Annotated in this window: 24 protein-coding genes and 2 pseudogenes; 23 read left to right on the forward strand and 3 right to left on the reverse strand. The window is 41.7% G+C overall.

Annotation, left to right across the window (positions count from 1 at the left end):
• Positions 1-159: 159 nt before the first annotated feature.
• Positions 160-1,494 (reverse strand): dihydroorotase, encoded by a 1,335-nt coding sequence (locus QE417_RS23365; protein ID WP_311954457.1) that lies wholly within the window; start codon positions 1,492-1,494, stop codon positions 160-162.
• 434 nt (positions 1,495-1,928) lie between these two features.
• Here QE417_RS23365 and QE417_RS23370 point away from each other — a divergent pair, with 434 nt between their 5' ends.
• The 19 genes and pseudogenes from QE417_RS23370 to QE417_RS23460 all read left to right on the forward strand — a co-directional run bounded on the left by QE417_RS23370 (position 1,929) and on the right by QE417_RS23460 (position 20,806).
• Entirely contained in the window at positions 1,929-3,275 is a 1,347-nt protein-coding gene (locus QE417_RS23370) for a DEAD/DEAH box helicase (RefSeq protein WP_311954459.1), read from the forward strand.
• A complete protein-coding gene (locus QE417_RS23375) occupies positions 3,275-3,544 on the forward strand; it encodes a hypothetical protein (protein WP_311954460.1) in 270 nt (89 codons plus the stop codon). The genes QE417_RS23370 and QE417_RS23375 overlap by 1 nt, the downstream gene beginning before the upstream one ends.
• Before the next feature lie 21 nt (positions 3,545-3,565).
• Positions 3,566-3,895, forward strand: coding sequence for a gliding motility protein GldC (gene gldC, locus QE417_RS23380; protein WP_311954462.1), 330 nt, complete (start codon positions 3,566-3,568; stop codon positions 3,893-3,895).
• Positions 3,896-4,018: 123 nt separating this feature from the next.
• On the forward strand, positions 4,019-4,459 hold the full coding sequence (locus QE417_RS23385) for a hypothetical protein (protein ID WP_311954464.1): 441 nt from the start codon (positions 4,019-4,021) through the stop codon (positions 4,457-4,459).
• A 6-nt stretch (positions 4,460-4,465) separates the two neighbouring features.
• Positions 4,466-4,843 (forward strand): DMT family protein, encoded by a 378-nt coding sequence (locus QE417_RS23390; RefSeq protein WP_311954465.1) that lies wholly within the window; start codon positions 4,466-4,468, stop codon positions 4,841-4,843.
• A gap of 104 nt (positions 4,844-4,947) precedes the next feature.
• Positions 4,948-8,049 carry a response regulator gene (locus QE417_RS23395; protein WP_311954467.1) on the forward strand — a complete coding sequence of 1,034 codons (3,102 nt, stop codon included), beginning with the start codon at positions 4,948-4,950 and terminating at the stop codon, positions 8,047-8,049.
• Positions 8,036-8,395, forward strand: coding sequence for a response regulator (locus QE417_RS23400; protein ID WP_311954471.1), 360 nt, complete (start codon positions 8,036-8,038; stop codon positions 8,393-8,395). Before QE417_RS23395 ends, QE417_RS23400 begins: the two co-directional genes overlap by 14 nt.
• 3 nt (positions 8,396-8,398) lie before the next feature.
• Entirely contained in the window at positions 8,399-9,238 is an 840-nt protein-coding gene (locus tag QE417_RS23405; RefSeq protein ID WP_311954473.1) for a CheR family methyltransferase, read from the forward strand.
• A complete protein-coding gene (locus QE417_RS23410; RefSeq protein WP_311954476.1) occupies positions 9,228-9,815 on the forward strand; it encodes a chemotaxis protein CheB in 588 nt (195 codons plus the stop codon). Before QE417_RS23405 ends, QE417_RS23410 begins: the two co-directional genes overlap by 11 nt.
• A gap of 30 nt (positions 9,816-9,845) precedes the next feature.
• Positions 9,846-11,789 (forward strand): hybrid sensor histidine kinase/response regulator, encoded by a 1,944-nt coding sequence (locus QE417_RS23415; protein WP_311954479.1) that lies wholly within the window; start codon positions 9,846-9,848, stop codon positions 11,787-11,789.
• Between the two features lie 109 nt (positions 11,790-11,898).
• Positions 11,899-12,582 carry a heme exporter protein CcmB gene (locus QE417_RS23420; RefSeq protein ID WP_311954482.1) on the forward strand — a complete coding sequence of 228 codons (684 nt, stop codon included), beginning with the start codon at positions 11,899-11,901 and terminating at the stop codon, positions 12,580-12,582.
• 27 nt (positions 12,583-12,609) lie between these two features.
• Positions 12,610-13,875, forward strand: coding sequence for a carboxypeptidase-like regulatory domain-containing protein (locus QE417_RS23425; RefSeq protein WP_311954483.1), 1,266 nt, complete (start codon positions 12,610-12,612; stop codon positions 13,873-13,875).
• An 82-nt stretch (positions 13,876-13,957) separates the two neighbouring features.
• Positions 13,958-14,621 (forward strand): annotated as a pseudogene (gene ccsA / locus QE417_RS23430) (cytochrome c biogenesis protein CcsA).
• 6 nt (positions 14,622-14,627) lie between these two features.
• Positions 14,628-14,831, forward strand: coding sequence for a CcmD family protein (locus QE417_RS23435; protein ID WP_311954485.1), 204 nt, complete (start codon positions 14,628-14,630; stop codon positions 14,829-14,831).
• An 87-nt stretch (positions 14,832-14,918) separates the two neighbouring features.
• Positions 14,919-16,353: pseudogene (locus tag QE417_RS23440) on the forward strand (Glu/Leu/Phe/Val family dehydrogenase).
• Between the two features lie 135 nt (positions 16,354-16,488).
• Positions 16,489-17,109, forward strand: coding sequence for a hypothetical protein (locus QE417_RS23445; protein ID WP_311954487.1), 621 nt, complete (start codon positions 16,489-16,491; stop codon positions 17,107-17,109).
• A gap of 101 nt (positions 17,110-17,210) precedes the next feature.
• Positions 17,211-17,621, forward strand: coding sequence for a cytochrome c maturation protein CcmE domain-containing protein (locus tag QE417_RS23450; protein ID WP_311954490.1), 411 nt, complete (start codon positions 17,211-17,213; stop codon positions 17,619-17,621).
• A 9-nt stretch (positions 17,622-17,630) separates the two neighbouring features.
• A complete protein-coding gene (ccsA, locus tag QE417_RS23455) occupies positions 17,631-20,096 on the forward strand; it encodes a cytochrome c biogenesis protein CcsA (protein WP_311954493.1) in 2,466 nt (821 codons plus the stop codon).
• Positions 20,096-20,806 carry a phytanoyl-CoA dioxygenase family protein gene (locus tag QE417_RS23460; protein ID WP_311954495.1) on the forward strand — a complete coding sequence of 237 codons (711 nt, stop codon included), beginning with the start codon at positions 20,096-20,098 and terminating at the stop codon, positions 20,804-20,806. Before ccsA (QE417_RS23455) ends, QE417_RS23460 begins: the two co-directional genes overlap by 1 nt.
• Here QE417_RS23460 and QE417_RS23465 read toward each other — a convergent pair whose 3' ends face one another.
• Together QE417_RS23465 and QE417_RS23470 are read right to left on the reverse strand one after the other, a co-directional pair.
• Positions 20,807-21,445 (reverse strand): hypothetical protein, encoded by a 639-nt coding sequence (locus tag QE417_RS23465; RefSeq protein WP_311954498.1) that lies wholly within the window; start codon positions 21,443-21,445, stop codon positions 20,807-20,809. It lies immediately after the preceding gene.
• 121 nt (positions 21,446-21,566) lie between these two features.
• On the reverse strand, positions 21,567-22,022 hold the full coding sequence (locus QE417_RS23470) for a hypothetical protein (protein WP_311954500.1): 456 nt from the start codon (positions 22,020-22,022) through the stop codon (positions 21,567-21,569).
• A gap of 298 nt (positions 22,023-22,320) precedes the next feature.
• Between QE417_RS23470 and QE417_RS23475 the strand changes: the two genes are divergently transcribed.
• From QE417_RS23475 to QE417_RS23490, 4 genes are all read left to right on the forward strand, one after another.
• The gene (locus QE417_RS23475) at positions 22,321-23,103 is read left to right on the forward strand and encodes a Rossmann-like and DUF2520 domain-containing protein (RefSeq protein WP_311954502.1); all 783 of its coding nucleotides are present in this window, start codon (positions 22,321-22,323) and stop codon (positions 23,101-23,103) included.
• A 19-nt stretch (positions 23,104-23,122) separates the two neighbouring features.
• Positions 23,123-23,455, forward strand: a complete 333-nt coding sequence (locus tag QE417_RS23480) for a 2Fe-2S iron-sulfur cluster-binding protein (protein ID WP_311954505.1) — start codon at positions 23,123-23,125, stop codon at positions 23,453-23,455.
• Between the two features lie 127 nt (positions 23,456-23,582).
• On the forward strand, positions 23,583-23,825 hold the full coding sequence (iscX, locus tag QE417_RS23485; protein ID WP_311954507.1) for a Fe-S cluster assembly protein IscX: 243 nt from the start codon (positions 23,583-23,585) through the stop codon (positions 23,823-23,825).
• A gap of 66 nt (positions 23,826-23,891) precedes the next feature.
• A complete protein-coding gene (locus tag QE417_RS23490; protein WP_311954510.1) occupies positions 23,892-24,404 on the forward strand; it encodes a KdsC family phosphatase in 513 nt (170 codons plus the stop codon).
• The last annotated feature ends 6 nt before the right edge of the window (positions 24,405-24,410 follow it).

Consider the following 24,410-nt stretch of genomic DNA (forward strand, 5'->3'; position numbering starts at 1 on the left):
TTTATTTCGAAATTCGAATGTTCAATTTCGAAATTTTGTGCCGACTTATATAGTGATTGCTTAGCAAACGTAATGACACACCCCTGCCAATGCTCTTGCCTTACGCGCCCCCTCTCAAGAGGGGAATTAAATAGCAATTTGCGTTTTTGAAAATACTAATTATCGCTCAAAAATTAGCCTTTTGCCTTTTATTGTCTCGTTAAAGTTACCGTTTTGGTAAATAAGGTTGCCCGATACTATGGTGTGCGTAATACTTGCCGGGAAAGTGGTTCCCTCAAACGGACTCCAGCCGCATTTATATAAGGTGTTTTGTTTGGTTACTTCCCAGGGCTTGTTCAAGTCGGCCAGTACCAAATCGGCCCAGTAGCCTTCGCGTACAAAGCCGCGTTTTTCTACCTGGAAACATATAGCCACATTGTGCGCCGTTTTTTCCACTATTTGCTCCAAACTCATTTTACCTTGCTGATGCATAGCCAGTAAAGCAGGTAAAGCATGCTGCACCAGCGGACCGCCCGATGGTGCCTGCAAGTAAGCCTGTGCTTTTTCTTCCATAGTGTGCGGGGCATGGTCGGTGGCAAGCACATCTATACGGCCATCAAGCACGGCTTTCAAAATGCCATCACGGTCGGCGGCCGATTTAACGGCCGGGTTCCATTTAATAAGGTTGCCTTTGGTAGCGTAATCGGCATCGCTAAACCACAGGTGATGTACACAGGCTTCGGCGGTTATTTTTTTATCTTTTAATGGTATGGTGTTGTCAAAAAGCTCGGTTTCTTTTGCGGTAGAAATATGCAGAATGTGCAACCTTGCTCCATGCTTTTTAGCCAGCTCAACTGCCATCGATGATGACAGGTAGCAAGCTTCGGTATTGCGTATTTTAGGGTGATAATCGACGGTAATATCATCTCCCAATAACTCCTTATAATGAGTCAGATTGTTTTTAATGGTTTGCTCATCCTCACAATGCGTAGCAATTAGCATGGGCGATTTCGAGAAAAGATTTTCCAGCGTTTTAGGGTTATCAACCAGCATATTACCTGTTGATGAGCCCATGAACACTTTTACACCGCAAACATTACGGGCATCGGTACGCAAAACCTCGTCAATATTATCGTTAGAGGCACCCATATAAAAGGAGTAGTTTGCCAGCGAATTTTGTGCGGCTATGTCATACTTGTCCTGCAAAAGCTGTTGCGTTAAAGTATTGGGCACGGTATTGGGCATCTCCATAAAAGAAGTTATGCCCCCGGCCACGGCTGCGCGGGCTTCGGTGTAGATATTGGCCTTTTGGGTTAAACCCGGCTCACGAAAGTGAACCTGGTCGTCAATGGCGCCCGGCAACAGGTGCAGGCCTTCGGCGTTGATCACTTCATCGGCATGGGCATCAATATTGTTATCGATGCGCTCAATAAGTCCGTCTTTTACTAAAACGTCGGCCACAAACTGGCGTCCCTCGTTAACTATAGTAGCTGCTTTAATCAGAATAGATGACATGGGGGTAAAGGTAGGGCAGATTTCGTAGGATTTCGAATTTCGGATGTTCAATTTCGAATTTATTTGTTGGGTGAGAGAGGTTTTAGAGGTTAAAAAGTGTAGGCCTGCGCGATTCCCTTCTTGAGAGGGGTGGAGGGGGGTGTCCTTTTTTTATTTCGAATTTCGGATGTTCAATTTCGAAATTTTATGCCGACTTGTGTAGTGATTACTTAGCAAACGTAATTACACACCCCTGCCATCGCACTTTCCAACGCGCCCCCTCTCAAGAGGGGAATTGACAAACAATGGCAAATTCAAAAATTGAATATTCGAAACCTGAAAAACTCACTTTATTCAAAATCTTTCTGTCAAGCCAATGCCAATTTCGAAATTGAACATCCGAATTTCGAAATCTAAAAATTCACTTCATCACTAAAACCGTATCTTTGCCGGCTATGGGCGTACCTTTTGATGATTTTAATTTTAACCGGCAAATATTGAATGCCATAGCTGATGCCGGCTACACCGAAACTACACCTATTCAGGAAAAAGCTTTTCCGCCTATATTGAACGGGCAGGATGTAATGGGTATTGCGCAAACTGGTACGGGTAAAACCGCCGCCTATGTGCTGCCTATACTCATGAAGTTAAAGTATGCGCAGGGTAATGATGCCCGTGCATTGATACTGTCTCCAACCCGCGAGCTGGCCATGCAAATCGAAGAGAACATCCGCAGCTTTGCCGCGAATACCGATTTGCGTACCGTTTTATTGTACGGTGGTTTAGGCCCTAAAACACAAATAGAGAACCTTAAAAAAGGTGTTGATATTATTGTAGCTACCCCCGGCCGGTACATGGATCTATATTTGGATGGACACATTCATACCAAAGCATTACAGATACTGGTGCTGGATGAAGCCGACAAGATGATGGACATGGGCTTTATGCCGCAAATTAACCGCATACTGGAAGTGGTTCCGCGCAAAAGGCAGAATCTATTGTTTTCGGCTACGATGTCTGATAAAATTCAAATGCTGTCGGCTAACTTTTTGGAGTTTCCAACGGTAATTGAGGTTACACCGCAGGCTACCCCGGCCCAAACGGTTACGCAGGTTATATACCATGTGCCCAACGTTAAAACGAAGATCAACCTGCTTAAAAAACTGCTCGACCGTAATGAGGAGATCAAAAAACTAATCATTTTTACTAAAACCCGTGTTGCTGCCGAAGATGTTTACAAGTTTTTGGTGCGTAAATTTGACGATCAGCAGGTGAAGGTTTTGCACGCCAATAAAGGGCAAAATACCCGCATCAACTCCATCAATTCGTTTAAAAACGATGATATAAAAATACTGGTAGCTACCGATGTGGCATCGCGCGGTATTGATGTAAGCGATGTAAGCCACGTGATAAACTTTGATGTGCCCATTGTAATTGAAGATTACGTGCATCGTATTGGCCGTACCGGTCGTGCTTATCAAAGTGGCGAGGCCATTACGTTTTGCAACCCGGCCGAAGAGTATTATGTGGGTAAGATCGAAAAACTCATTCGCCAAAAAATACCTGTGCTGAGCATGCCCGGCGATGTTTTTAATGAGGAAACACCTTACGAGGAGCGCCAGGAGCAAGCCCGTGAAATTGACATGCAAAAGCGTCGTGATGATCCTGATTTTAAAGGCGCATTCCACGAAAAAAAGGAGCGTGTTGAAAAAGCACCTAAGTTAAGCCATAAACAGCAGCTATCTAAAAAACACGGTAAGCCTAAAACCACCCGCGGCAAAGCCATCCGTAAAAGAAAATAATGAAGATCAGAATTACTCCCCTCAACTTTGCCACTGCATTTTTTTTGGTGCTGGCTTTGGTAACCTGGTTGTTTAAGCCTGCCAGTATTATTAATAAGCAGCCTCAGCAATTATCGGGTGCTATTGCTTTGATTTTTTTGGTTTACGCTGTGGGCTCTGCTTTTTTAGATCTGATCTTCCGTAACTTGTTTAAAGAACTGAAAACCCTTTGGCTGGTTGAAGGCAGCTTTATCGTCTTCACGGCCGTTATATATTTACTGGTAAAATAAAATCTACTATTTAAACTACTCATGAAAAGAGCCGAAATAAAACTCATAGTTGACCTTGACGATAACAACGTTCCCGAAAAAATTACCTGGGAATCAACCGATTCGGAAAATAAAGATGCCGTTCCGGTAAAATCTTTCATGCTGGCACTGTGGGATCATAACTACAAAAACACTATGCGCATTGACCTGTGGACCAAAGACATGCCGGTAGACGAAATGAAGAAATTCTTTTTTGAAACTCTGCAAACCATGGGTGACAGTTTTTTACGTGCCACCGGCGAAAAAAACATAGTAGAAGACCTGCGCGACTACTGTGCCCACTTTGCCGAGAAAATGGAAATTACGAAGTAGACATTTGGTCGATAGTCCATTGTCGATAGACCATAGAAGAAAATGTTGGTCGATAACTTGTGAATAAGAAATAACATTACCATGGTCTATGGACTATCGGCCATAGACTAAAATAAAGATATCATGTCACCTAAAGCCTTTTTATCATTTTTTGGATTTGTTTTATTATTGGCCGGTACTTTTTGTCCGTTGCTGCGTGCCTTTGGCCTCAAAACATTCGATTTGTATGCGATGGAAAAGGCATTTGGCATGGTGGTATTGCTAATGGCCGTTGTAGGTATAGCCTGCTTGCTGTTACGCCAGTTTAAAATTGCCCGTATTGCAGCATTTATTGGTTTGGGGTTAGTGGCTTTGGTATTTATAGCCGCATGGTTTAAAGTGCATACCACTTTTAGCTTTATTCCTTTTAAGGGAATTGCAGGCTTTTTTACTAATCAAATTAAATTTAAATGGGGTTGGTACCTGTTATTTGCGGGCCCGGTGATCAGCATTTTGGCTAATCCTAAAGAAAGATTTACCATACCACAACAAACTACCGCAAATGGTGTTGAACCACAAAAATAGTTTGCTATGCTGGCTCGTGGAATTAAAACTATCCTGTTTCTAATTATCTCTAATACATTTATGACGTTTGCCTGGTACGGGCATTTGCGTTTTAAAGATTTTCAATGGTCTAAAAATCTCCCGCTTATTTCAATTATATTGCTGAGTTGGGGGATGGCTTTTTTCGAATACCTTTTTCAGGTTCCTGCTAACAGGGCGGGTTTTAAGGAGGATGGCGGACCATTTAGTTTAGTGCAGCTCAAGGTAATACAAGAGGCACTTACCATCATAATATTCATGATATTTACCACCGTTTTTTTCAAAACCGAAAAATTTGCCTGGAATCACTTTTTGGGTTTCGGACTTATTTTACTGGCCGTTTTTGTGGTTTTTAAAAAATGGTAAACTATCCTTTACTTGAGGATTTTATTTTATCATATTTCATTTATTATTAGCTTTGGTTCGTTAGCTATTTTGTGTAGTTCACACTTACATTCTTAACCTATAACATGTTTAAATTAAATTTTCGTGCGCAGGTAATGATCGGCTTTGCCGTTGCTATTATATTGGTTTTTGCTTTAGGTATATTTTCTTATAAAAGCATAAGGCAATTAGAGCAGAACCAGGAAGAGGTAGATCATAGTCAGCAACTCGTAACTGCTTCACGGCAAACACTTCAGTTATTAATTGACGCTGAAACGGGCACACGTGGTTATGTAGCTACCGGTCAAACAGCCTTTTTAGACCCATATAAAGCTACCGTAACTAAGCTTGGGTTAAACCTTACCAAACTCGAAGGTTTAGTTGAAAACGACCCCGATCAGCAAGAGAATATTAATAACCTGATCACTTCTGCCAATGATAAGTTGGTAACGATGAAGAACAACATTGATATGCGTGATACCAAAGGGTTGGATTACGTGGTTCAAAGTGGTATGCTGCTTAAAGGCAAAGAAGTGATGGACCAGGTGCGTAAGCTTGTTGCCGATATTAACGATGTAGAAATCCGCTCACTTGACATTAGTAAGAAAAAAACACAGCAAGCTGCCGATCAAACCATATTGGCTACCGAAGTTGGTTCTGCTGTGTTTTTGATCATTATTATTGTGCTTTTCTTCTATATACAAAAAACTTTCGAACAACAGAAAAAAGCCGAGGAAGAGGTTAAAAATGCCAATGCCGAGCTGGGCGCTGTACTTGCCGAAAACGAAGCGCAGAACTGGTTGCTTACCGGCGTTGGGCAGTTGAACGAGAAGATGCAGGGCCAGCAAAATGAGAAGGAGCTGTCGGAAAACGTATTGAGCGAAGTTTGTAAATATACCAATGCGCTAAGCGGTACCCTGTATTTATATAATGAAAATGATGAGCATTTAGATTTATACTCTTACTATGCTTTTCATGATATAACTGCCCTTAAGCCTAAAATAAAACTATCTGAAGGTTGGATGGGGCAGGTTGCTCAAGACCAAAAAGCTGCCACTATAAAGGGGAACTTGAATGATAAACTTAAACTTCAAACCTCGATAATTGACCAGGAACTGGCCGAAATTATGATCGTGCCTTTCTTTTTTGATAAAAAGCTGAAAGGTGTAATGGAAGTTGCCTTTCAGAAAGAGGTAAGCGATATAAACCGCGATTATATATTAGCAGCTGCCGAAGATATTGGCATTGCCATCAACACCGCACAGGCCCGTACCATAATGCACGACCTGTTTGAAGAAACCCAGCAACAGGCCGAAGAGCTGGAGGCACAACAAGAGGAAATGCGCGTTACGAATGAAGAGCTTCTCAATAAAACCGAAATGCTGCAGGCTTCGGAAGAAGAGTTGCGCGTTCAGCAGGAAGAGCTTCGTACTATTAATGCCGAACTTGAAGAAAAAGCCAGCTTACTCGAAGAAAAGAACCAGGCTATTGAAGAAGCCCGGGCAGCTATTAATCTTAAGGTTAATGAACTGGAAACTACTGGCAAATACAAATCGGAGTTTTTGGCCAACATGAGTCACGAGCTGCGTACTCCACTTAACAGCATATTAGTATTGGCCCGTATATTAAAAGACAATAAGGCCGATAACCTTAATTCTGATCAAATTAAATATGCCAGTGTAATTTTCAATGCCGGTAATGATTTGCTCACCTTAATTAACGATATTCTCGACTTGTCGAAAATTGAATCGGGCAAGCTGGAAATGCAGTTTGAGCATATTAAGGTAGATAGTATTGTTAAAGACATGGAACTGCTGTTCTCAGAGGTGGCAGACAATAAAAAGATCAACTTTACCAACAACATTACCGGCGTACAGGCTACCATATTTACCGATAAAGTGCGCGTAGAGCAGGTAATTAAAAATCTGCTGTCGAACGCGTTTAAGTTTACGCCCGAGGCAGGCAATATCTCGCTCAAAGTATCTCCCGGTAAAAAAGAGAATACGGTTGCTTTTGCCATTAAAGATAGTGGTATAGGCATCGCCCCCGAGAAACAGCGTCTTATTTTTGAAGCATTCCAGCAGGCCGATGGCTCAACCAGTCGTAAGTACGGTGGTACAGGCTTAGGTTTGTCAATAAGCCGAGAACTGGCATCTCTTTTAGGTGGCGAAATTACTTTGACCAGTCAGGTTGGTGAGGGAGCTGAATTTACTTTGACCATTCCGGTAACAGGTACTCCAACCGCAAATGAAGAGGAACAACATGTGCCTACAGTTGAAGAATACAAGGCAAAAATGCCGGTATCTGAACCATTAAAACCGGCTTCGCAGGCGCAAATACTTAAACCCGGACGCACCACGCCTTTGGTCGTAATTGTTGAAGACGATCACAATTTTGCCGATATATTGCAAGATTATGCCCGCGATCACGGCTATGAGGCACTCATGCTGCACGAGGGTGGTAACGCTGCCGAATTTATTAAGGATAATATGCCCGATGCTGTAATACTTGATATTATGCTTCCGGGTAAAGATGGCTGGCAGATATTAAAAGAACTGAAGGCTGATAGTGCAACCAAAGATATTCCGGTTCACCTGATGTCGGCAGGAGAGGCGGCTGCCAATCGTGTGCGTAAGGAAGGGGCTATCAGTTTCATGAAGAAGCCTATTAATACCGAAACGCTCGACAAGTTATTTAACGACATGATGAGCCAAAGCGGTATTGCATTTAAGCAAATATTGCTGGTTGAAGATCATGAGGCGCAAAGCCAGGCTCTCAAAGACCTGATGCAAAGACAAGGCATTGCCGTTGATCAGGCGTTTACCGGCGAGCAGGCCTTTAATATGCTTCAGCAAAACGATTACCAGTGCGTTATTCTCGACCTAAACCTTCCCGATGAATCGGGGCTTGATTTGTTAGATCGCGTTAAAGCTATTGATAAGTTTGCCGAGTTACCTGTGATCGTAAACACGGCCATGGAGCTGGATAAAACATCGGTTAACCGCCTGATGCAGTATGCCAATGCCATGGTTATGAAAACCAATAAATCGGCCGATAGGTTGATCGATGAGGTTAACCTGTTCCTGCACAAGGTAAGCTCGGGGCCATCACCGGCCGAGGCGCCCAAAGCAGCTGCACCTTCAAAAGGTAAGGAAAGCCTAAAAGGCAAAAAAAGTGCTGATTGTTGACGATGATATGCGCAATATTTTTGCTCTCAGCAGCGCACTGCAACAGTATGATTTGATAGTGGAGATAGCTAACGATGGCGACGAAGCCCTCGAAAAGTTGGAGACCACTGTTGGGGTTGATATAGTGCTGATGGATATTATGATGCCCAGAATGGATGGCTATGAAGCAACCCGCCAAATAAGAAAACAAAACAAATGGAGTAAATTACCTGTAATAGCATTAACCGCCAAGGCCATGAAAGAGGATAGGGAAAAATGTTTAGCGGCCGGGGCAAATGATTATATAACCAAACCAATTGATATGGACAGGCTTATATCATTGATGCAATTGTGGTTAGAAGGGTAATTTATGATTAATGATAGTACAGAAGCGGAAGGTTTAACGCCAACTGATATAAACGAGCTGGTAAACGTAGTAAAAAAAATACATGGATTTGATTTTTCGGGGTATTCAAAGGCTTCATTAAAGCGACGCATAACCCGTGTTATGCAGCTTAAAAAGCTTGAATTTTATGATTTGAAGCATCTACTGGTTAATGATCCTGTATTTTTTCAGCATTTTTTGGAGGAGGTTACTGTAAATGTAACCGAAATGTTTCGCGACCCTCATTTTTACAAGGCACTTAACACCCAGATATTGCCTTACTTGTCAACCTTTCAGCATATAAAAGCCTGGAGTGCGGGTTGCTCGTCGGGCGAGGAGGTTTATTCATTATCCATACTTTTGCGTGAGGCCGGCTTGCAGAATAAATCGTTTATATACGGCACCGATATTAATACCGAGGTACTTAAAGAAGCTAAAAAAGGAATTTACAGCCTGCGTAAAATAAAATCATATGCCGAAAATTACCAGTACAGTGGTTTGCCCGGCACCATAACCGATCATTTTACCATTTTGTATGATGCCGCAAGTATTCATACGGAGTTAAAGCAAAACACGCTGTTTTCGGTACATAATTTAATATCCGACAATGTGTTTAACGAATTTCAGTTGATTAGTTGCCGCAATGTGTTTATTTATTTCGAATCGCACTTGCAGGAAAAAATATTAGACCTGTTTTACCGTAGCCTTTGTCCGCTGGGTTTTTTATGCCTGGGTAGCAAAGAGGCCATACGGTCTGAAGCGTTTAAAAAGCGTTTTAAAACCATTAATTCCAAAGAAAACATATACCAAAAAATTGGAGCTTAATGCTGATATTAAGAGGAGGTGGCAAAATTCAAAAGTGCTGCTGCTTGCAGGGTCGGCCGGCTCTTTCAAGTTGCTTTTTCATGCGGTAAAGCATTTGCCACGTGATCTTAATAAAACGGTTATCATTATTATTCACAGGAAAAAAAACTTTTTCAGCGAAATTGAAAAACTGTTCGCCGAAAATAGCCGTATGTACCTTCGCGAAATAAGCGATAAGGACATTATAGATAGCAACTCTATTTACATTGCCCCCGCCAACTACCACACCCTGATTGAAAATGAGAAACAATTTAGTTTAGATGTATCTGAACCGGTTTGGTACTCAAAACCATCTATTGATGTGACGTTTGAAAGCGCTGCCGAGGTATTCAAAGGTAACTGTACCGCTATACTATTATCGGGAGCTAATCAGGATGGGGCAGAGGGATTATTAAAATTACGTAACAATGGATCGTTAACCATCGTACAAGACCCCACTGATGCAGAGATGAGGGATATGCCAATGGCCGCTATAAATATTAATGCGGCCGATTATGTGTTGAAAGCAAGTGAAATATTTCAGCTATTAGAGGTTTAGCCCTCATTTTATGTAACTTTATCCAATAATATGAGTGTTAATATACTAATAGTTGATGACAGAGAAGAAAATATCATAGCGCTGGAAGCTTTGCTCAGGCGCGATGACATTAATATTCTATCTACAACATCACCTAATGAGGCTTTGCGTATAGCATGGGAAAACCCCATTAGCATTGCCTTGGTTGACGTACAGATGCCTGATATTGACGGTTTTGAGCTGGTGGAAATGTTAAAGGCAAATCCACGGACCAAAGATATTCTCATCATATTTGTAACAGCTATCTCTAAAGAATCTAAATACGCGGTTAAGGGCTTTGGCACCGGCGCTGTGGATTATCTTTACAAGCCCCTCGACCCATATATTACAGCCGCTAAGGTCGATTCATTCATACAACTTGCACAACATCAGCAAGATATTAAAGCCAAAAACGAAGAACTTCAGAATTTTGCCATTATGGTTAAAAATTCGGCCGATATTATCACTACGGTTGATGCAAAAACCTTCCGCATACTTAGTATTAACCAGGCTGTAAGCAAAATTTTGGGCTACCAGGTTGCCGAGCTTGACAATAAAAGTATTATTGATTTAGCGGCAGCACATGAGCATTCAAAGTTTCGTAAAAAGCTGTCGGAAATTGTGAATAACAACCTGGCATATGCCGTAGCCGAGTACCAGTTTGAAACTTTTGATAAGCATACCATTTGGGCCGAATGCCGTATTACCTACAGCAACAAAATCCTTTTTATCAATATCAGCGATGTATCTCCTCAAAAAAGCTACCAGCAGGAGCTCATTAAATCAAAAGACGCCGCCGATGCATCCCGCAAGGTAAAAGAGAGCTTTTTGGCCAACATGAGCCATGAGTTGCGTACCCCGGTAAACGGCATTATTGGTTTAACCAATATGTTGCGCAAAGGTGAGCTTGATGAACATCAAAGAAATATAGTTGATTTACTGGATGTATCCTCACAATCGTTATTAGGTGTTATTAACGATGTGTTGGATATATCGAAAATAGAGGCAGGAAAATTCAGCATTATACGTAAGCCAAACGATATCAGGCAAATTGTACAGGCAACATTTGATTTATTGAAATATAAAGCAGATGAAAAGAACATCGATCTGTTGCTCGAAATTGATAACGACGTACCAAATTGCTTGTTGTTTGATGCCCTGCGCCTCAACCAGATATTGATGAACCTGTTGAGCAATGCTATTAAGTTTACCGAGCGCGGTTATGTTAAACTGGTGCTCTCGGTGCTGCAAAAAGTTGATAGCAACGTTAAAATTAAATTCAGCGTTACTGATACCGGTATAGGTATAGCGTCTGATCGACTGGCCAAAATATTCGATTCGTTTGAGCAGGCCGAAGACGATACGCTGGTAAAATACGGCGGTACCGGTTTAGGCTTAACCATTGTTAAAAAACTGATTGAACTTAAGGGTGGCGAACTTACCGTGAGCAGCCAGATAGGCGTTGGCAGTGTATTTAATTTTACCAACTGGTATGCTGTGACCGATACGCCTAAGGCTGAGATCAAAGATCTGACACCTAAAAAAGCGTTAGTGCCGTTTATTGATGTACATGTTTTGGTGGCCGAAGATAACCTGGTGAACCAGTTCATGATGTCGAAAATGCTGAAAGACTGGAACGTTAACTTTGAAATTGTAGATAACGGGCAAAAAGTATTGGATAAGTTATTGGCCAAAGATTTTGACCTGATACTAATGGACACCCATATGCCCGAAATGAATGGATATGATGCCGCCAAGAACATACGCATGAACTTTGCCGAGCCTAAACGCAGCATCCCGATCATATCGTTATCAGCCGCCACGTTCGATCATGAACAACAGCAGGCCCTATCTGCAGGTATGAACGATATTTTATCCAAACCATTCCAGCCCCACCATCTGCATGAAAAAATGCAGAAGTTGATCGATATTTCAAAAGGGAAGCAATTGGTGTAAATAAGGTATCGCAACAGGAGGCACTGATGTAATAAAATCTTCATTACGCAGTGCATTGGTGCGTTTTTGTGCCACCAACACAAACTTAATAAATTCTATATTTGCACCGATGGAATTATTGCGCCAAACCGGTTATTTGCTCAGGAAAGAAATTTTGTTGGAATGGCGCTCTAAGTATGCCTTTAATGGGGTGCTGTTGTACATTGTATCAACCGTTTTTGTGTGCTACATAGCTTTTAACCTAACGCCCGGCTTTACCCATAGCCAGGGCTACCCGGTGGTATGGAACGTGTTGTTTTGGATCATCATCCTGTTTGCTTCGGTTAATGCTATTGCCAAAAGCTTTTTGCAGGAGAGCCGTAGCCGTTTGCTGTATTATTACACTATTGCCAGTCCGCATGCTATTATACTCTCCAAAACCATTTACAATGCCCTGCTTATGACTTTGTTAAGTCTGCTGGCTTTAGTGGTTTATACCTTGTTTTTTAACAATACCGTGGGCGATGGTTTTTGGTACTTTTTAGTGGTATTAACTGGGAGCATTACTTTTTCTACAGTGTTTACCATGGTATCGGCTATTGCAGCCAAGGCGGGCAATAATGGTACGCTGATGGCTATTTTGAGTTTCCCGGTTATTATACCGGTAATTATGCTGCTGGTTAAAATTAGTAAAAGTGCTATGGATGGTGTGGAGCGTAGTTTAACGTACAGCAACTTTAGCGTTTTGGCCTTAATAAATGTTATTGTAGTGGTAGTTTCGCTTATATTGTTCCCATATTTATGGCGCGATTAATTAACCACATCACCATAAATTTTATATTTGAACAACCTCGATAGTTATAAAATATTAATGCCGGCCAAACTGTATTTCCGTTTACCCATTTTACTGCTTGCGTGCATATGGTTGCCTTGCGTGGTTTATGCCCAAAACGGAACTATTACCGGTAAAGTTATTCGTGCCGATGGCAAGGCTCCGCTGGCCAAAGTAAGTGTGTTTTTAAGCAATGCAACCGTTGGCGCCACTACCGATGAGGATGGTAATTTTACCCTTCGCAACATCAGGCCCGGGCAATATGATTTAGTAGCCACATCGGTAGGGTATGAAGATTTTACCCAGCAGATACTGGTTGGTGCCACACCCATAACCCTCAATATCGAACTCAAGCAGCGCGTAATGCAGTTACAGGATGTTATTGTTACCAATAACGTTAACTGGAAGGCTAATTATGCCATGTTCCTCACCGAGTTTTTTGGCACATCGGCTTATGCCCGGCAATGCAAAATATCCAATCCGCACGATCTGGTTTTAATATACAGCAAAACCAAGCGCACACTTACAGCGCTATCATACGATTTTATCAATATCGAAAATAAGGCATTGGGGTACCGGATTAAGTTTTTGCTCAAAGATTTTAAGAGCGATAAACTGAACAATATTATATCATGGCAGGGGAGGGTGTTGTACGAAGAACTGCCTGGAACCGATGCACAAAAGAAACTTTGGGAACAGCGCCGACAGGATATTTACTATGGCTCGGCTATGCAGTTCTTTCGTTCGCTGGTTGATGGTAACTTTGATAAAAATGGTTTTGTAATGCGTATACTGGCTCGCAGGCCTAATCCCGAGCGCCCGCCCGATGCGGTTATACAACGCAAGTTAGATAAATTTGATGGCGTAAACCGCGATTCGGTGCAGTACTGGTATAACAAATATCAACTGCAAAAGTATTTCGATAACCTTTACCGCGACCCCATAAGGGTTGACCAGGTGGTTAAAGAAACCGACCGCAAAGGCATTTACGTAATGGGTTTCCCGGAATGCCTGTACGTAACGTATACCAAAAAACACGAAACGCAGGATTTTAAAGATATTTACCGCCCGCTGGACTGGGAAAACTTTGAAACCAGTGTAGTTACGTTGAACACGCCATATATATTGTTTGATAATAACGGCTCGGTAGTTACATCGCCAAGCCCTTTGTTTGAGGGCTCATGGTCTAAAAATAAGATAGCTGAGTTACTGCCAGTTGATTTTGTGCCATCGGCAAGTTATACGCCGCCCTACATAAAAGGGGCAAAGCCGTAACTGCTTAAGTTTATTTTACTATGTAAGCATAGTAATTTGAGGTAATTTGTTTTACTTTTGCACGTCAATTTTTATGAAATTTATATATCAAAGTTGGTGGAAGGTTTTAGGCATTGTGCTGGTATTATATACCCTGATAGCCGGATTTTTATTAACTGTACCCCGTTTACCTATTTTACACGAGGCCATACGCAATGTATATTTCCATGTCCCCATGTGGATGGCTATGTTTTTGGTATTTGGCGTTTCGGTGTTTTACAGCGTGCGTTACCTGGCCAGTGGTGAAGAGGAATATGACCTTATTGCTGTTGAAAGTGTAAATACCGGTATTATATTTTACATATTAGGTTTATTAACAGGTATGCTGTGGGCACGCTATGCCTGGGGTGAGTATTGGAGCAATGATCCTAAACAAAATAGCGCTGCTATAGCATTTTTGCTTTATTGTGCTTATTTGGTTTTACGTAATGCAATTGATGAAGAGCAAAAACGGGCTCGCATATCAGCCATCTATAATATTTTTGCCTTTCCAATTATGCTGGTGTTGCTGTTTATACTGCCGCGCATGACCGATTCCTTGCACCCCGGCAATGGCGGAAACCCTGCTTTTGGCAAGTATGACATGACCAATGAAATGCGTGCCGTGTTGTATCCGGCCCTTTATTGGGTGGATGCTTATTGCCCTATGGATCGCAACTTTAAGATACCGTATTCGTTTAATTGAAAACAAGAACAACTCGCTTTAATCTCACATGAAAAGAATACTTTGTTTAACCCTGTTGTTAATGGGATACGCCACCGCATTTGCACAAAAAGTTGAAATGGCCGATACCATGCGCAGCGAGGGGAAAATATACGTGGTTATTGGCACCATAGCCATTATATTTATTGGTTTAGCCATTTACCTGTTTAGCATTGATAGGCGCTTAACCCGTATTGAAAAGCAAATGGACTAAAACTTTTTTGACCTTTAAAGTGTGTTACATTACTTTAATCAACTACCTATTGCGTAAATTTTACCAATTATTTAACCCAATACATATATGAGCAACATAGTAAATTCCGATCAGGACACGCATTTCTTTGCCGATGTGTGCGCCAACTTTGATCACGCAGCTCAATTTACCAAACACGATGCCGGTTTGTTAGACCAGATCAAATCATGTAACAGCGTTTACCGCTTCCGTTTCCCCATACGTAAGGGCAATGGTTTTGAGGTTATCGATGCATGGCGCGTTGAGCACTCTCACCACCAATCGCCAACTAAAGGTGGTATACGTTACAGCGAAATGGTTAATGAAGATGAGGTTATGGCCTTATCGGCGTTAATGACGTACAAGTGTGCTATTGTAAACGTTCCCTTCGGTGGTGCTAAAGGCGGTATTAAAATCAATCCTAAAAACTATACCGTACAAGAGTTAGAGAATATAACCCGCCGCTATACGGTAGAATTAATTAAAAAGAATTTCATAGGTCCTAATATCGATGTACCCGCCCCTGATTATGGTTCGGGAGAACGCGAAATGAGCTGGATTGCCGATACTTATGCCACCATGAACCCTAACCAGGGCGATGCCTTAGGATGTGTTACCGGTAAACCAATTGCCTTACACGGTATTGCCGGCAGGAGAGAAGCTACCGGTCGTGGTGTGGCCATTGCCGCCCGTGAGTGTGTTAGCGTAGCCGAAGACATGCAGGCCCTTGGCTTAACTGCAGGCTTAACCGGTAAAAAAGTTATCGTACAAGGTTTAGGTAACGTAGGTTACTATTCGGCTAAGTTTTTAACCGAGTTTGGCGCTACCATAGTTGGCCTTTGCGAATTTGAAGGTGCTGTTTATAACGAAGACGGCTTGGATTTCGACGCTGTATTCCAGCATCGCAAAGCAACCGGTTCTATCTTGGGTTTCCCGGGTGCTAAAAAAGAGTTTACCCGTTCGGGCGAAGGTTTGGAGCAACCATGTGATATATTAGTTCCTGCTGCTTTAGAAAACCAGATAACCGGCGAAAACGTACGCAACATTCAGGCTAAAATTATTGTAGAAGGTGCCAATGGCCCAACTACTCCTGAAGCCGAAGCCATATTTTACGAAAAAGGCGGCATCATTGTACCTGATATGTATGCTAACGCCGGCGGTGTAACCGTGTCCTACTTTGAGTGGGTTGAAAAACCTTTCACACGTATCATTCGGCCGTATTAACCGCAGGTTCGAGGAAAACTCCAACCTCAACATCGTTAACATGGTTGAAGGTATTACCGGCGTATCATTAACCCCGTTACAGCGTGAAACTATCATCAAAGGAGCATCTGAACTGGAACTGGTAAATTCGGGTTTAGAAGATACCATGATCCGTTCATACCACGAAATACGCGAAACCTTGCGCAACAACCCCGAGGCTAAAACCTTGCGCGTTGCTGCATTTGTTGGTGCCATCAACAAAATTGCGGTATCGTACCAGAACTTGGGCGTGTGGCCGTGATTTGTTGTAGAAACAAGAACTAAGAGCCAGGAGCCAAGACTTTTGGCGTTTTATATTCAAATAGCGATAACTGTAATGGTTATCGCTATTTTTGTTTGATGGCACAATACCCATAACAATTCATATTTTTACCGCATGAAATTTATTCTGAGCGCTTTTTTATTCATATTATCTATAACAACATCATTCGCACAGCAAGCTCCGCCCGAGTATTTTGAAACGGCTACCATCAAAGCAAAGTTTGGGGTGAGGGTAGTATTTACCAGTCGCAAGCATGCTATAACGCTTGATGTAGCATCTGATCAGGTAAAAAGTACCGAACACCCATATGTAATATTGGTAGGTAAACAGATTTTACAATTTGCCTTTACACCGGTTATATATGATACACTTGCCCGCACGGCCGATCAGCAGCGGGAGTTGGTATTGGGTTACATGAAATCGGAAATTGATTATGCCAAAAAGATACTCAACATGGCCGAAATAACCAGCACCACTGAATGGGTTAACATTAACGGCAAACCGTTTTTGTTATGGAGCTACTACCTGGCACCAGGCGATAAATCGAATGTGGTAAAACAAAGTTACCTGTGTACTTATGCCTACGGCCGGGTATTAAGCATTAACTCCCCGCTCATCAAAGATGATAACGAAACAACCGCTAAGGAGCTGATGATGCAAATAGGTAAAACCTTTATGCAATACAATAACTACATCGACCTCGAAAAATTGTATAAGGCCATGCAAAACCAGTAATTGTTAAGAATAATTCTAAATAAGATATATGTGTTGTAATAAAGTGTAATAGCTTATCGTTTTGTATTTTTGTAAATTGTTTTACAAGAGGTAAATTTTCAATGAAGAAAAGTTCCATATTAGGTATTATTGTTATTGCTGTAGCTATAGCAGTTATTATTAGTACATATTCAACTACAAGCACTTACGGTAGTTTTAAGGATGCCGAAGCCACTACCGAAGAGCTGCATATTGTAGGCCATTTGGTAAAAGATAAACAATTGTATTACGACCCAACTAAAGATGCCAACTACTTTTCGTTTTTCATGCTCGATAATAAGGGCGAGGAATGCAAAGTAGTTTTTACCGGCACCAAGCCCCAGGATTTTGAGCGTTCGGAGCAAATTGTACTTACCGGGCAAATGAGGGGCAAGGAATTTCATGCTTCAAAAATTTTAATGAAATGCCCTTCAAAATACACCGAGGATAAACTCGAAGTCACTGAATTTTCTGCCAAACAGGCCAAAATATAATCTTACTTAATGAATACAGTTTTTACAGGGGAGAACCTTACGCCGGGTCACCTTGGACAGGCTTTTATTATCCTGTCTTTTGGTTCGGCATTGCTATCTGCCATTGGTTATTTTTTAGCCGCTAAACAAACCGATCAGACTGATAAGTCGTGGTTTAATATTGCCCGCTGGAGTTTTTATGTAAATACGTTTTCGGTAGTGGCCATTGGTTGCTGCCTTTTCTACATTATCTACAATCACCTGTTTGAGTACCATTATGCATGGGCGCATTCTTCACGCACGCTTCCTGTTTACTATATTATTTCCAGCTACTGGGAAGGGCAGGAAGGCAGTTTTTGGTTATGGACTTTTTGGCAGGCCATTTTAGGTAATATACTCATCTGGAGAGCCAAATCGTGGGAAAGCCCGGTGATGGCCGTGGTAAGTTTGTCGCAGGTGCTGCTAAGCTCGATGCTGATAGGGGTTCAACTTTTTGGCGAACGCGTAGGCAGCTCACCGTTTATTATGCTGCGCGATGCTATTGAAGCACCTATATTTAGTCGCCCAGATTATTTGCAATACATAAAAGACGGTAACGGGCTTAATCCGCTGCTGCAAAACTATTGGATGGTTATTCACCCGCCAACCCTGTTTTTGGGTTTTGCGTCAATGATAGTTCCGTTTGCCTACGCGGTGGCCGGTTTATGGCAGCGCAGGTATAAAGAGTGGGTGGCTGTGGCTATCCCTTACGCCCTGTTTGCCGTAATGATATTAGGCACCGGTATTATCATGGGTTCGTTCTGGGCATATGAGTCGCTTAACTTTGGCGGCTTCTGGAACTGGGACCCGGTAGAGAACGCATCACTTATACCATGGTTGGTGTTAATTGCTGCTGTGCACGTGTTGGTTGTTTATAAAAATACAGGTCACTCGTACTTTACAGCTACACTGTTAACCCTGCTTAGTTTTGTGCTGGTGCTGTACGCTTCGTTCTTAACCCGCAGCGGCATTTTGGGCGAAACATCAGTACATGCCTTTACCGATTTAGGTATGTTCTGGCATTTGGTTATCGATGTATTAATATTTTTCGGCATTATGGTTGGCCTGCTTATATGGCGTTGGAAAGACCTCCCGTTCTCTAAAAAAGAAGAAGAAACTTACTCACGTGAGTTTTGGGTGTTCGTTGGTTCATCGTTTTTGGCCTTGTCGTGTTTGCAACTGGTTATTGTAACCTCGTTTCCTGTTTGGAATGCCATATTTGGTACCAATATAGCGCCTCCAACAAATCCCATAACACTTTATAATATTTTTCAGGCTGGCTTTGCCGTGGTAGTTACTTTATTTTTAGGTTTTACCCAATTCCTGAAATATAAAAAGACCGAGCCTGCTAAATTCTTCATCAGTACGCTGGTGTATTTAGTGATGGCTGCCCTTATCAGCGGTTTAATAATTTATATTACCGGTTTGTATAAGCTTAAAGTGGTATTTATGCTGGCCATGTTTGGCGCCGTTTATGGTGTACTTGCCAATGGTAAAATACTGGCCGATTCGCTTAAAGGCAAGTTTAAACTGGCCGGTTCGGCAGTGGCGCATATTGGTTTTGCCTTATTGCTGGTAGGTGCATTAATTGCCGCAGGTACAAGTAGGGTAGTATCAAAAAATGAATCTGGTGTTATACAGGTTAAGGATTTTGACAAGGCAGGCGATGCCCGCGAAAACATCATGCTGTACAAAAATCAACCTGTTGATATGGGCGGTTACAAAGTAACCTACGTTGGCGATTCATTAGTGGCTCCAAACCATTACTTTTTGGTTGATTATAAAAAGATGGATGCCAGCGGCAAGGTTACCGAGCACTTTGTGTTAAAACCAAATTCACAGGCCAATGCCAAATTAGGATTGGTTTCATCGCCCGATACCAAGCATTACCTCTTCCGCGATTTATATACCCACATTACCGCCGCGCCTATTAAACAGGAGCAGGATTTAGCTGCCGGTGCTACCGAAGTTTCGGAGCACGACCAGGCCAGCGAAGATAAAAAGTATAACGCCCCGGTACTGCATGCAGTTGGCTTAGGCGATACTATCCACTTCCGCGAGGGATATATGATCTTGCGTAATTTGAATAAGAACCCCAAATTACAAAACATTCCATTGGGTAAGAACGACGTAGCCGTAGGTGCCACGCTTGATGTATACTCGCACGACAAGACTTACCAAACCGAACCGGTGTTTATGATTAAGGGTGGCAACACCTTTGATTTTGCCCGCAAGGTTGACGATGCCGGTTTAAAAATCAGGTTTACTAAAATTGTACCTGCTGAAAATAAGTTCGAAATTATGGTTTACGAGCAGCCGGAAAGTCAGAAGTCGTACATCGTAATGCGTGCCATTGAGTTCCCATACATTAACTTCTTTTGGTCGGGTACCATTATTATGGTTATCGGCTTCCTGATGTCGATATTCCGCAGAAACAAAGAGCTTAAAGTAAGCTAATGGATAAGCAGCTTCATTTGAATAATATTGCCGATAGTGGATATACCATTATCGGCAATGTTTTTAATAGGGCAGAGGTAGCGGCCATAATAGCTGAAATTGAAAAGGCCGACACTACCAATCCCACCTTTCGCAAGACTGATGATTTGTTTGCCATCAGGCAGTTTTTAAAAGAACTGCCGTCGGTAATGCCGCTTATTTTCACAACTAAGTTTAAGCAACTTGTTAAAGAGCTTTTTGGCGATGATTACTTCGTGGTCAAATCCATTTACTTTGATAAGCCCGAAAAATCGAACTGGTTTGTGGCATATCACCAGGATTTAACCATTTCGGTAGACAAGCGTACCGATACACCCGGCTTTGGCCCATGGACGGTGAAACATAATCAGTTTGCCGTACAACCGCCGCTAAGCATCCTCGGACAAAACTTTACGATCCGTATTCACCTCGATGATACCGACGAAACTAACGGCGCTCTTAAGGTCATACCCGGTTCGCACGCCAAAGGCATCTATCGCCCCGAAACAATTAATTGGGATGAAGAGAGGGAAACCGTTTGTAAAGTTGCAGCAGGTGGTGTTATGGTTATGCGGTCGCTGTTATTACATGCTTCAAACCGTAGTACGGGTAGCAGCAAGAGGCGAGTGGTACATATTGAGTTTAGTAAAGAGCATTTGCCGGATGGTTTGGATTGGGCGGAGAAAGAATAGTTACTCGTATATAGTTCCGGTTTTGATTCCTAATCCTATAAAAAAGCGTTTTAACATTTGATACTTTTGATTGCAAACAGTGCCAATGGTTATCCGGTTTGATAGGGATTCTGTATTCAAACATTCGAAGCAAATTTCTAAGTAGTCAAACACTTTACCTTTATTGCCTATAAAAATCAATGCGTTTCTCGGCATAAAGCAACTCATATGGTCTTCAGTATGAATAGGGGCATTACCATAAGTAATATTGTAAATGATGTTAGTTAGCTTATTAATTTGATACTTGTTTAGTAGTTTAATTTCAACTAAAGTAGCACAATCTAATACGCCTTCTTTGACGTGCAGACCATAGGTTGAAAAGGATTTTATAGATTTTTCTAAATGGGTTACAGATGAGTTACTGTGATAAGAAACCGCCAGTATTTTCGATGCTTTATTGAATGGATATTTACTTAAGCGGTCTTTTACTGAATAGTTGTTAACCTGAATGCAGTCATCATCTGATTTTTTCCAATTGTCTAAATCTGTGAATGCATCATATTTAGATTTATTTTTATTATTTGTACTTTGTGTTTGCGCCGAAGCTGAGTATAGGAAAACAAGTAGGCAGATTATTGAAATTGGAAAATATTTAGACATTTTATTGGCTCGTTTAAGGTTATATTTCTGCAACAAAAGGTTATTATAACTATCAAAATTTTATTAGTCGGTTCAATTGCCTGGAGTGTTGCAGTGGTCAGAGGGTATGACATGTTCAAATTTAGTTAATAATCTTTGAGGCTATGTTTTCTCTATCATCGCCTTCAGCATAATTTACCCCTAATCCTTTTAAAAACTTCTTCAGTATGTCAAATTTCTGAATGCAATTATTTCCAATATATAATTTCTCTGATTTTGAACGGGTTTGTTCGCATTGAAAGCATATTTCCAGGTAGTCGAATACTTTGCCTTTTCTATCAAAATATATTAATGCATTTCGATAGTAAGGAGCACACATCGAACCTGGAGAAACGCCCGGTTTCGAGTTTGAAATGTTATAAATAATATTACTGAGTTGATTAATTTGAGCTTTATTTAGTGTTTTTATTTCTATTAAAGTAGTGCTATCCAACAACCCATTTTTCCTAAAATGTAAACCAGATAACAGTTGCTTTTTAAATAATTCTGAAGTATCTTTTACCATATTCGGAGATCTTGAAAATGCCATCTCGGCCATGTAAGAAACTGCAACTATTTTGGCAGCTTAATTAAAAGGATACTCTTTAAAACGCTGTTTTAAAGAGTATTTTTTGGTTTCAATGCAATCAGAAGGCACATACTCGTGTAACTTGTATGCTTTTTTCGAGATTGGCAATTTCGTACTGTTGACAGGCTTTTTTTGAGAATATGCTGAGAAGAAAAACGTAGTGTTTAAGCACAATGCTAAATAAATGAAATACTTGTGCATGCGGTTAAAGTTTGCTAAAACTAATAATTTACTTTTAACTTTCGCCTCAATAAATCAGTACGTAAATATGCGCATCACCCTCATAGGCTCGGGCAATGTGGCTACCCATTTGGGGGCTGCTCTCAAAAATGCAGGCCATTATATAGTACAGGTTTACAGCCGTAACCCGCAAAATGCTGCCCTGTTGGCCTATCACCTAAAAGCCGAAGCCATTAGCGATATAAGCGAGGTTAATCCCGATACCGACCTGTTCATCATCAGCACGGCCGACGATGCCATTGACGGCATTGCAGCTCAGCTGGCTTATCATCAAATTCCCATAGTACATACATCTGGCGCTACGCCTATACAAGTGTTATTAAAACATACCGAGCATGCAGGTGTGTTCTATCCGTTGCAAACTTTTAGCAAAACTAAGGAGGTTGACTTTCATACGGTACCTTTATGTGTTGAGGGAGCTTATGAACACCTGACCGCCATGCTGAAAGAGCTTGCCCAGACGATCAGCAATAATGTGGATGTGGTGAGTTCCGATAAGCGTAAGATATTACACCTCTCTGCCGTGTTTGCATGCAATTTTCCTAATTATCTGTATTATACCGCGCAGCAGCTTTTGGCGGCACATCATTTAGATTTTAATCTGCTCCGGCCGCTTATAATCGAAACGGCCGAAAAGGTACAGGTTCAGTTTCCGGCTAATGTGCAAACTGGTCCGGCTATACGTAACGATAAAAAAACTATGGAAGCGCATATCGGTTTATTAAACAACGAGCCTGTGCTGAAAGAAATTTACGAGCTGTTAAGTCAGTGTATCATCAAAATGGGTGAGGGGCAACACAGGGTTGAGTAATTTTATTACTTTTGCCGAAATGGACATTTTTAAAGTTAAGATAAGCTTTGAGGAACCGGATCACGCACCGGTTGAATTACCGATAGCCGCAGGGGAATCGGTACTGGATGTATGCCTCGAAAATGGTATTGAGCTTCAGCATAATTGCGGCGGCGTTTGCGGCTGCAGTACCTGCCATGTATACGTAACCAAGGGTATGGATAACATACAAGAGATATCAGATAAAGAGGAAGACTTTATTGACCGTGCGGTTAACCCCCGCATCACCTCGCGCCTGGGCTGCCAATGCGTGATTATTGATGGCGATATTGAGGTGCGTATACCCGATCAGTCGGCATTTATGGGGCATTAAATTGGTTGTCTGTTGTGGGTTTTCAGTTGTCAGTTTTTTGACCGAAAAAATTACAATAGACATGCTCCCTGACAACGGATAACTGACAACTCACAACTAACTATTGAAAACAGAGAACAACAAAACAATGAACCACGATAAGTTTGCGCTTCCAATTCACTGGAACGACTACGAAGATATTGCCATGGGCCTTTACGAAAAGTTTGGCGATGATTTCACTGAATCGAAAATATACCGCATACGCTTTACCGATCTTATTGACTGGGTATTGAGTATCCCTAACTTTGCAGGTACCCGCGAAGAATCGAACGAAGGACATCTGGAGCAGATACAATCGGCCTGGGTGTATGAGTGGCGTGATAATCAATAATAATTTATAGGATTTATTAAATAATTTCCTTAAAATTGTTTGATTTGATATAAACTTTACAAAACATTGCTTACAAAATTTAAAGACATTACCACGTTCATTTTTGATGTGGATGGTGTATTAACCGATGGTTCGGTGTATGTGAACGAAATTGGGGAGCAAACCCGTTCCTTTAATATTAAGGACGGTTATGCCTTGCAATTAGCTGTAAAATGCGGCTATAATGTTTGTGCAATATCGGGCAGCCGTTCAAAAATCGCTATTCACCGCCTTAGCAGTTTAGGCATTAAGGATATATACTTAGGTTGCAGCGTTAAAACTGAAACCTTTAAGGCGTACATTCACGAACGAGGCATAAGCCCCATGAATGTAATGTACATGGGCGACGATATACCCGACCTTGAAGTAATGAAAATGGTAGGCATGCCCGTTTGTCCCGCCGATGCTGCCGAAGAAATTAAAGAGCTTTGCGAGTATATTTCACCTTACGGTGGTGGCCGAGGCTGCGCCAGAGACGTAATAGAAAAGGCCCTCAAAATACAAGGCAAATGGATGGGCGCCGAAGCATATAGCTGGTAACTTTTA

The organism is Mucilaginibacter terrae (assembly GCF_031951985.1).
In the GTDB taxonomy this organism is placed as follows: domain Bacteria; phylum Bacteroidota; class Bacteroidia; order Sphingobacteriales; family Sphingobacteriaceae; genus Mucilaginibacter; species Mucilaginibacter terrae_A.

What these genes read in the sequence shown, in the direction of transcription:
- QE417_RS23365 (WP_311954457.1), bottom strand. Translation starts at nt 1,494, where the DNA reads ATGTCATCTATTCTGATTAAAGCAGCTACTATAGTTAACGAGGGACGC.
- QE417_RS23370 (WP_311954459.1), top strand. Translation starts at nt 1,929, where the DNA reads ATGGGCGTACCTTTTGATGATTTTAATTTTAACCGGCAAATATTGAAT.
- QE417_RS23375 (WP_311954460.1), top strand. Translation starts at nt 3,275, where the DNA reads ATGAAGATCAGAATTACTCCCCTCAACTTTGCCACTGCATTTTTTTTG.
- gldC (WP_311954462.1), top strand. Translation starts at nt 3,566, where the DNA reads ATGAAAAGAGCCGAAATAAAACTCATAGTTGACCTTGACGATAACAAC.
- QE417_RS23385 (WP_311954464.1), top strand. Translation starts at nt 4,019, where the DNA reads ATGTCACCTAAAGCCTTTTTATCATTTTTTGGATTTGTTTTATTATTG.
- QE417_RS23390 (WP_311954465.1), top strand. Translation starts at nt 4,466, where the DNA reads ATGCTGGCTCGTGGAATTAAAACTATCCTGTTTCTAATTATCTCTAAT.
- QE417_RS23395 (WP_311954467.1), top strand. Translation starts at nt 4,948, where the DNA reads ATGTTTAAATTAAATTTTCGTGCGCAGGTAATGATCGGCTTTGCCGTT.
- QE417_RS23405 (WP_311954473.1), top strand. Translation starts at nt 8,399, where the DNA reads ATGATTAATGATAGTACAGAAGCGGAAGGTTTAACGCCAACTGATATA.
- QE417_RS23415 (WP_311954479.1), top strand. Translation starts at nt 9,846, where the DNA reads ATGAGTGTTAATATACTAATAGTTGATGACAGAGAAGAAAATATCATA.
- QE417_RS23420 (WP_311954482.1), top strand. Translation starts at nt 11,899, where the DNA reads ATGGAATTATTGCGCCAAACCGGTTATTTGCTCAGGAAAGAAATTTTG.
- QE417_RS23435 (WP_311954485.1), top strand. Translation starts at nt 14,628, where the DNA reads ATGAAAAGAATACTTTGTTTAACCCTGTTGTTAATGGGATACGCCACC.
- QE417_RS23445 (WP_311954487.1), top strand. Translation starts at nt 16,489, where the DNA reads ATGAAATTTATTCTGAGCGCTTTTTTATTCATATTATCTATAACAACA.
- QE417_RS23450 (WP_311954490.1), top strand. Translation starts at nt 17,211, where the DNA reads ATGAAGAAAAGTTCCATATTAGGTATTATTGTTATTGCTGTAGCTATA.
- ccsA (WP_311954493.1), top strand. Translation starts at nt 17,631, where the DNA reads ATGAATACAGTTTTTACAGGGGAGAACCTTACGCCGGGTCACCTTGGA.
- QE417_RS23460 (WP_311954495.1), top strand. Translation starts at nt 20,096, where the DNA reads ATGGATAAGCAGCTTCATTTGAATAATATTGCCGATAGTGGATATACC.
- QE417_RS23465 (WP_311954498.1), bottom strand. Translation starts at nt 21,445, where the DNA reads ATGTCTAAATATTTTCCAATTTCAATAATCTGCCTACTTGTTTTCCTA.
- QE417_RS23470 (WP_311954500.1), bottom strand. Translation starts at nt 22,022, where the DNA reads ATGGCCGAGATGGCATTTTCAAGATCTCCGAATATGGTAAAAGATACT.
- QE417_RS23475 (WP_311954502.1), top strand. Translation starts at nt 22,321, where the DNA reads ATGCGCATCACCCTCATAGGCTCGGGCAATGTGGCTACCCATTTGGGG.
- QE417_RS23480 (WP_311954505.1), top strand. Translation starts at nt 23,123, where the DNA reads ATGGACATTTTTAAAGTTAAGATAAGCTTTGAGGAACCGGATCACGCA.
- iscX (WP_311954507.1), top strand. Translation starts at nt 23,583, where the DNA reads ATGAACCACGATAAGTTTGCGCTTCCAATTCACTGGAACGACTACGAA.